Origin of the sequence: Enterobacter cloacae complex sp. P29RS (assembly GCF_014893445.1) — a bacterium.
GTDB classification, from domain to species: Bacteria; Pseudomonadota; Gammaproteobacteria; order Enterobacterales; family Enterobacteriaceae; genus Enterobacter; species Enterobacter intestinihominis.
Genome location: NZ_JADBPZ010000049.1, coordinates 1 through 336 on the forward strand (window position 1 = coordinate 1; position 336 = coordinate 336).

At 47.9% G+C, this 336-nt stretch carries 1 tRNA gene; it reads right to left on the minus strand.

Going from position 1 to position 336, the window contains the following annotated elements:
* Positions 1–148: 148 nt before the first annotated feature.
* Positions 149–224 (minus strand) — tRNA-Glu (locus tag IM282_RS21790).
* Positions 225–336: the final 112 nt, after the last annotated feature.

The window sequence follows — 336 nt, forward strand, 5'->3', positions numbered from 1 at the left end:
AAATTTGAGAGACTCGAACACACATGAGCTGTGTGTCGTTTCAATTTTCAGCTTGATCCAGATTTTTAAAGAGCAAATATCTCAAACATGACTCGCAAGTCAGTTTTGAGATATGACGGCAGGTGACTTTCACTCACGAACCAGCAAGTGGCGTCCCCTAGGGGATTCGAACCCCTGTTACCGCCGTGAAAGGGCGGTGTCCTGGGCCTCTAGACGAAGGGGACGTACAGTCTCAATCGCAAGACGCCTTGCTATTTACTTTTCATCAGACAATCTGTGTGAGCACTACAAAGGCAGGTTCTTTAAGGTAAGGAGGTGATCCAACCGCAGGTTCCC